The sequence below is a fragment of the Allobosea sp. 05T433 genome, assembly GCF_056396065.1.
This window is the reverse complement of record NZ_JBFTKS010000073.1, coordinates 1-5,353: the sequence shown is the minus strand read 5'-3', so window position 1 is coordinate 5,353 and position 5,353 is coordinate 1. Positions and strand designations below refer to the sequence as shown.

Sequence of the window (5,353 nt, the reverse complement as noted above, 5' to 3'; positions counted from 1 at the left end):
GGTGGTGCGAACAGACACATCAAGACCGACGAACAGCTCCATGGCAGGCCTCCTGACCGGTTGGATCGATGGAGCCTGACCGGAAGACCGCTCTCCGTCATCCCGTATCAACGGGCGGCCGGAGCCCCAACAACCCGATCTTTTTGTTTGGCGCAGGCTCTCCGGCCTGTTCATGGCGGCCTCAGCGACGAAAGGAGAATTTCGCCTCCGCGACCAGCTGTGATCTAACATGTTAATCAGTTGGGAGTTCGTCGATGGACGGTCAGCGCTTTGTCAGTGCGGTGGAGGCGGTCTATGCGGCCGCGGCCACGCCGTCGCTTTGGCCCGCCGCTCTGCAGGCCATTGCCGATTGCTTCGACGATGTCGGCGCCGTGATGATCTACCAGCGGGACGATGGCAGCTACGGGATCATTGTCTCGCCGAGCCTCGCCGAGGGGCAGAAGGAGTATGACCGGGACGAATGGTGGCGGCACGATGTGCGCTTCGCCCGCTCGCGCGAGAGGGGATACCTGACCCGGAGCAATGCGATCACCGAACGTCACATCGCAACGTCCGAGGAACTCGAAACCCTGCCGTTCTACAGCCAGTTCCTCAAGCGCCAGGGGCTGAAATGGTTCGCAGGCGTCAGCATCTCGCCGGACCCCCATGTCGCCGTTGCGCTCTCGATCCAGCGCGCCGACAGCAAGCCAGCCTTCGCCGAGGAGGAGCTCGCAGCACTCAGCCAGCTGGGGCGGCATGTCGAGAATGCGCTCAGGCTCGGCATCCGCCTGATCACCGCGGAAGCGACCCAGCAGTCACTGGCCGACGTGCTGGCGCGGCTGAGCGTGGGGGTGTTCTTGCTCGATGCAACCGGTCACGTGATTTTCGCAAACCCCGTCGCGGAGCAGTTATGCGGTGATGCGCTGCTGATCTCGCAAGGTCGACTGGCGGCGCGCTCCGTCCTGCAGCAGGAGGCCTTGTCCGAAGCGATCGCACGAGCGGGCGCGGCGAGTGCCGATACCTTGACGGCGGTGCCGCGGCCGCTGCTGATCCCCGGACTGGATCGCGACGGGACGCTTGCCGTGCATGTCCTGCCGGTCTGCACAACCACTGCCACGGGCGTAGAGCGCATGCTCTCAGAGACCAGTGTGATTGCCGTCGTGACCAGCGCGCAGCCAGGCGAGCCCGCCGATCCGGCGCTCGTGCGCGACCTGTTCGGCCTCACATTGGCCGAGGCCCGGATCGCTGCGCTCGTCGGCGCAGGACTTGCCCCTCGCAACGCGTCCCAGGCCCTGGGAATCTCGGAGGAGACGGCGCGGACCACGCTCAAGCGCGTCTTCGCCAAGGTGGGCGTTTCCCGCCAGAGCGAGCTATCCGCACTGCTGGCCAGACTGGTGCTGCGCTAGCCCCGTTCGGCTGATGAGATCATACTGCGGCAATCGCACCCGAAGATCACCGCCCCCAAATGGGGGTTGCCTGGACCGCAACCCGTCGACGCATGATTGGTTGGGAAGAGGGGAGTGGCTATGGTGGTGTTGCGCGGCGTTTCGCTCTACCTTGCCCTGACGGCATTGGTGATCTTCACCCTCAGCCGCCTGCCGACCTCCGGGGGGCCATGACGGCCGAGCCGGCCCTTAGCAGGGTGGTGGTTAACGCTTTCGCTGCGAATGCGAATTCGGGGTTGACGCGAATCTCCACCTGAGTCATAAGCGCGCCACTGTCGACGGTTGTCGGACACGTTTGTCGCTTGCCTCTGCTGCGAGCGAATTTCGCGACCGAAACGCCGTCGTAAATTCCTGCGTCGATTGACGACATGGCAAGACGCATGAATGCGGACGAGTTCCGTGTTCCTCTGCATGGCGAGCGCGCCTGAGGCCCCCGAGGGGAGCCGACGGCGCGGCTTCGTTTATGTCATGGCTTTGACCGGTTCGGGGAGCGACCGAAAAGAATTCCAACCGCTCAGTGGAGCGAGAGGCCAGAATGCCGACAATCAGCCAGCTGATCCGCAAGCCGCGCTCGCCCGTCAAGGCGCGCAACACCGCTCCGGCGCTTGAGTCCTGCCCGCAGAAGCGTGGCGTTTGCACCCGCGTCTATACGACCACTCCGAAGAAGCCGAACTCGGCGCTTCGTAAGGTTGCCAAGGTGCGTTTGACCAACGGCTTCGAGGTCATTGGCTACATCCCGGGTGAAGGTCACAACCTTCAGGAACACTCCGTGGTGATGATCCGCGGCGGTCGCGTCAAGGACTTGCCCGGCGTGCGCTACCACATCCTGCGCGGTGTGCTCGATACGCAGGGCGTCAAGAACCGCAAGCAACGCCGTTCGAAGTACGGCGCCAAGCGTCCTAAGTGATTTTCTGCCCGACCGCCGAGGCTTGATGCTGAGGCGGTTCGCAGCTTTTGAGATTTGACCGGAGACTAGACGATGTCCCGCCGCCATAGCGCCGAAAAACGCGAAGTTATCCCGGACCCGAAGTTCGGTGATATCGTGGTCACGAAGTTCATGAACTCCGTGATGTACGAAGGTAAGAAGTCGACCGCAGAGCGGATCGTCTACGGCGCTTTCGACATCATCGAAGGCAAGACGAAGAGCGACCCGCTTTCCGTCTTCAAGAGCGCGCTCGAGAACGTCGCCCCGGCGATCGAGGTTCGCTCGCGTCGTGTCGGTGGCGCGACCTACCAGGTTCCGGTCGAGGTTCGCACCGAGCGCCGTCAGGCGCTGGCGATCCGCTGGCTGATCTCGGCTGCTCGCGGCCGTAACGACAAGACCATGGTTGAGCGTCTCTCGGCCGAGCTGATGGACGCGGCGAACAACCGCGGCAACGCGGTGAAGAAGCGTGAAGACACGCACCGGATGGCGGAAGCCAACCGCGCCTTCTCGCATTACCGCTGGTAATCCGCGGCACCCGACGAAAGACAGAGCACTCTCATGCCCCGTTCCCATCCCATCGATCGGTACCGCAACTTCGGTATCATGGCGCATATCGACGCCGGCAAGACGACGACGACCGAGCGTATCCTGTTCTATACCGGCAAGTCGCATAAGATCGGCGAAGTCCATGATGGCGCGGCCACCATGGACTGGATGACGCAGGAGCAGGAGCGTGGCATCACGATCACCTCCGCCGCGACGACCTGCCTGTGGCGCGACCATCGCCTGAACATCATCGACACCCCTGGCCACGTCGACTTCACCATTGAAGTCGAGCGTTCGCTGCGCGTGCTCGATGGTGCCGTCTGCGTGCTCGACGGCAACCAGGGCGTCGAGCCCCAGACTGAGACCGTCTGGCGCCAGGCCGACAAGTACGACGTTCCGCGCGTCGTCTTCGTCAACAAGATGGACAAGATCGGCGCCGATTTCTATCGCTGCGTCCAGGACATCATTGACCGCGTCGCCGGCAAGCCGGTCTGCCTGCAGATCCCGATCGGTTCGGAGGCGGAATTCGCCGGCGTCATCGACCTGGTGAAGATGAAGGCGATCGTCTGGAACGGCGAAGCGCTGGGCGCCTCCTTCGAAGAGAAGGAGATCCCTGCCGATCTCGCCGACAAGGCTGCCGAGTATCGTGGCAAGCTGGTCGAAGCCGCCGTCGAGATGGACGATGCGGCGATGGAAGCCTATCTCGAAGGCACCGAGCCGTCTGCCGACACGCTGCGCCAGCTGGTCCGCACCGCGGTCCAGCGTCGCGCCTTCCACCCCGTGCTCTGCGGCTCGTCCTTCAAGAACAAGGGCGTTCAGCCCCTGCTCGACGCGGTCGTCGATTACCTGCCGTCGCCGGTCGATCGTGGCGACATCAAGGGCATCGATTTCAAAACCGAAGAAGAGACCGTTCGTCATCCGCGCGACGAAGATCCCTTCTCAATGCTCGCCTTCAAGATCATGGACGACCCCTTCGTCGGCACGATCACCTTCTGCCGCGTCTACTCGGGCAAGATCGAGACCGGCGCCGGCGTGATCAACTCGACGCGCGACAAGAAGGAACGTGTCGGTCGCATGCTGCTGATGCACGCGAACAACCGTGAAGACATCAAGGAGGCTTTTGCCGGCGACATCKTCGCCCTGGCCGGCCTCAAGGATGTCCGTACCGGCGACACGCTGTGCGACCCGACCCATGCGGTCATCCTGGAGCGGATGGAGTTCCCCGAGCCGGTCATCACGATCGCGATCGAGCCGAAGTCCAAGGCCGACCAGGAGAAGCTGGGCCTGGCCCTGTCGAAGCTCGCGAACGAGGATCCGTCCTTCCGCGTCTCGACCGATCAGGAGAGCGGCCAGACCATCCTGAAGGGCATGGGCGAACTGCATCTCGACATCAAGGTCGACATCCTGAAGCGCACCTACAAGGTCGACGCCAATATCGGCGCGCCTCAGGTTGCCTATCGCGAGACGCTGACCAAGAAGGCTGAGGTCGACTACACCCACAAGAAGCAGACCGGTGGTACGGGCCAGTTCGCCCGCGTCAAGCTGGTCATCGAGCCGAACGAGACCGGCAAGGGCTTCGAGTTCGAGTCGAAGGTCGTCGGCGGCTCGGTGCCGAAGGAATACATCCCCGGCGTCGAAAAGGGCCTGAACTCGGTTATCGGTTCGGGCGTGCTCGCCGGCTTCCCGGTGGTGGACGTCAAGGTGACGTTGATCGACGGTGCCTTCCACGAAGTCGACTCGTCGGCCCTGGCCTTCGAAATCGCCTCGCGGGCTGCACTTCGCGAAGGTCTGCAGAAGGGCGGTTCCGTGCTGCTCGAGCCGATCATGAAGGTCGAAGTCGTGACCCCGGAAGACTATACCGGTTCGGTCATCGGCGATCTGAACTCGCGTCGTGGCCAGATCCAGGGCCAGGACATGCGCGGCAACGCCGTCGTCGTCAACGCGATGGTGCCGCTGGCGAACATGTTCGGCTATGTCAACCAGCTGCGCTCGTTCAGCCAGGGACGCGCCAACTACACGATGCAGTTCGACCACTACGAGCAGGTTCCTTCGGCGGTCGCCGCCGAGGTTCAGGCCAAGTACGCCTGATCCACCCATTCGACTGAACATTTGAACAAGATCTGACGGAGGCTACGATGGCCAAAGAGAAGTTTGCGCGGACGAAGCCGCACTGCAATATCGGAACGATTGGTCACGTTGACCATGGCAAGACGTCTTTGACGGCTGCGATCACGAAGGTTCTGGCTGAGTCGGGCGGCGCGTCGTTCACGGCGTATGACCAGATCGACAAGGCGCCTGAGGAGAAGGCTCGCGGCATCACGATCTCGACGGCTCACGTCGAGTACGAGACTGCGAACCGTCACTATGCGCATGTCGACTGCCCCGGCCACGCCGACTACGTGAAGAACATGATCACGGGTGCGGCGCAGATGGACGGCGCGATCCTGGTCGTGTCGGC

The 5,353-nt window shown here is 62.9% G+C and carries 5 protein-coding genes; all 5 read left to right on the top strand.

Features of this window, described 5'->3' with window-relative positions; translation table 11 throughout:
• Positions 1-254 precede the first annotated feature (254 nt).
• A complete protein-coding gene (locus AC1DGP_RS34705; protein WP_476833238.1) occupies positions 255-1,385 on the top strand; it encodes a helix-turn-helix transcriptional regulator in 1,131 nt (376 codons plus the stop codon).
• A gap of 574 nt (positions 1,386-1,959) precedes the next feature.
• Entirely contained in the window at positions 1,960-2,331 is a 372-nt protein-coding gene (gene rpsL / locus AC1DGP_RS34700; protein ID WP_038358286.1) for a 30S ribosomal protein S12, read from the top strand.
• 72 nt (positions 2,332-2,403) lie between these two features.
• Positions 2,404-2,874, top strand: a complete 471-nt coding sequence (gene rpsG / locus AC1DGP_RS34695; RefSeq protein WP_043237120.1) for a 30S ribosomal protein S7 — start codon at positions 2,404-2,406, stop codon at positions 2,872-2,874.
• A 33-nt stretch (positions 2,875-2,907) separates the two neighbouring features.
• On the top strand, positions 2,908-4,983 hold the full coding sequence (gene fusA / locus AC1DGP_RS34690; protein WP_476833237.1) for an elongation factor G: 2,076 nt from the start codon (positions 2,908-2,910) through the stop codon (positions 4,981-4,983).
• Between the two features lie 47 nt (positions 4,984-5,030).
• The coding region (locus AC1DGP_RS34685) for a GTP-binding protein (RefSeq protein ID WP_476832264.1) at positions 5,031-5,353 on the top strand (323 nt) is incomplete at its 3' end.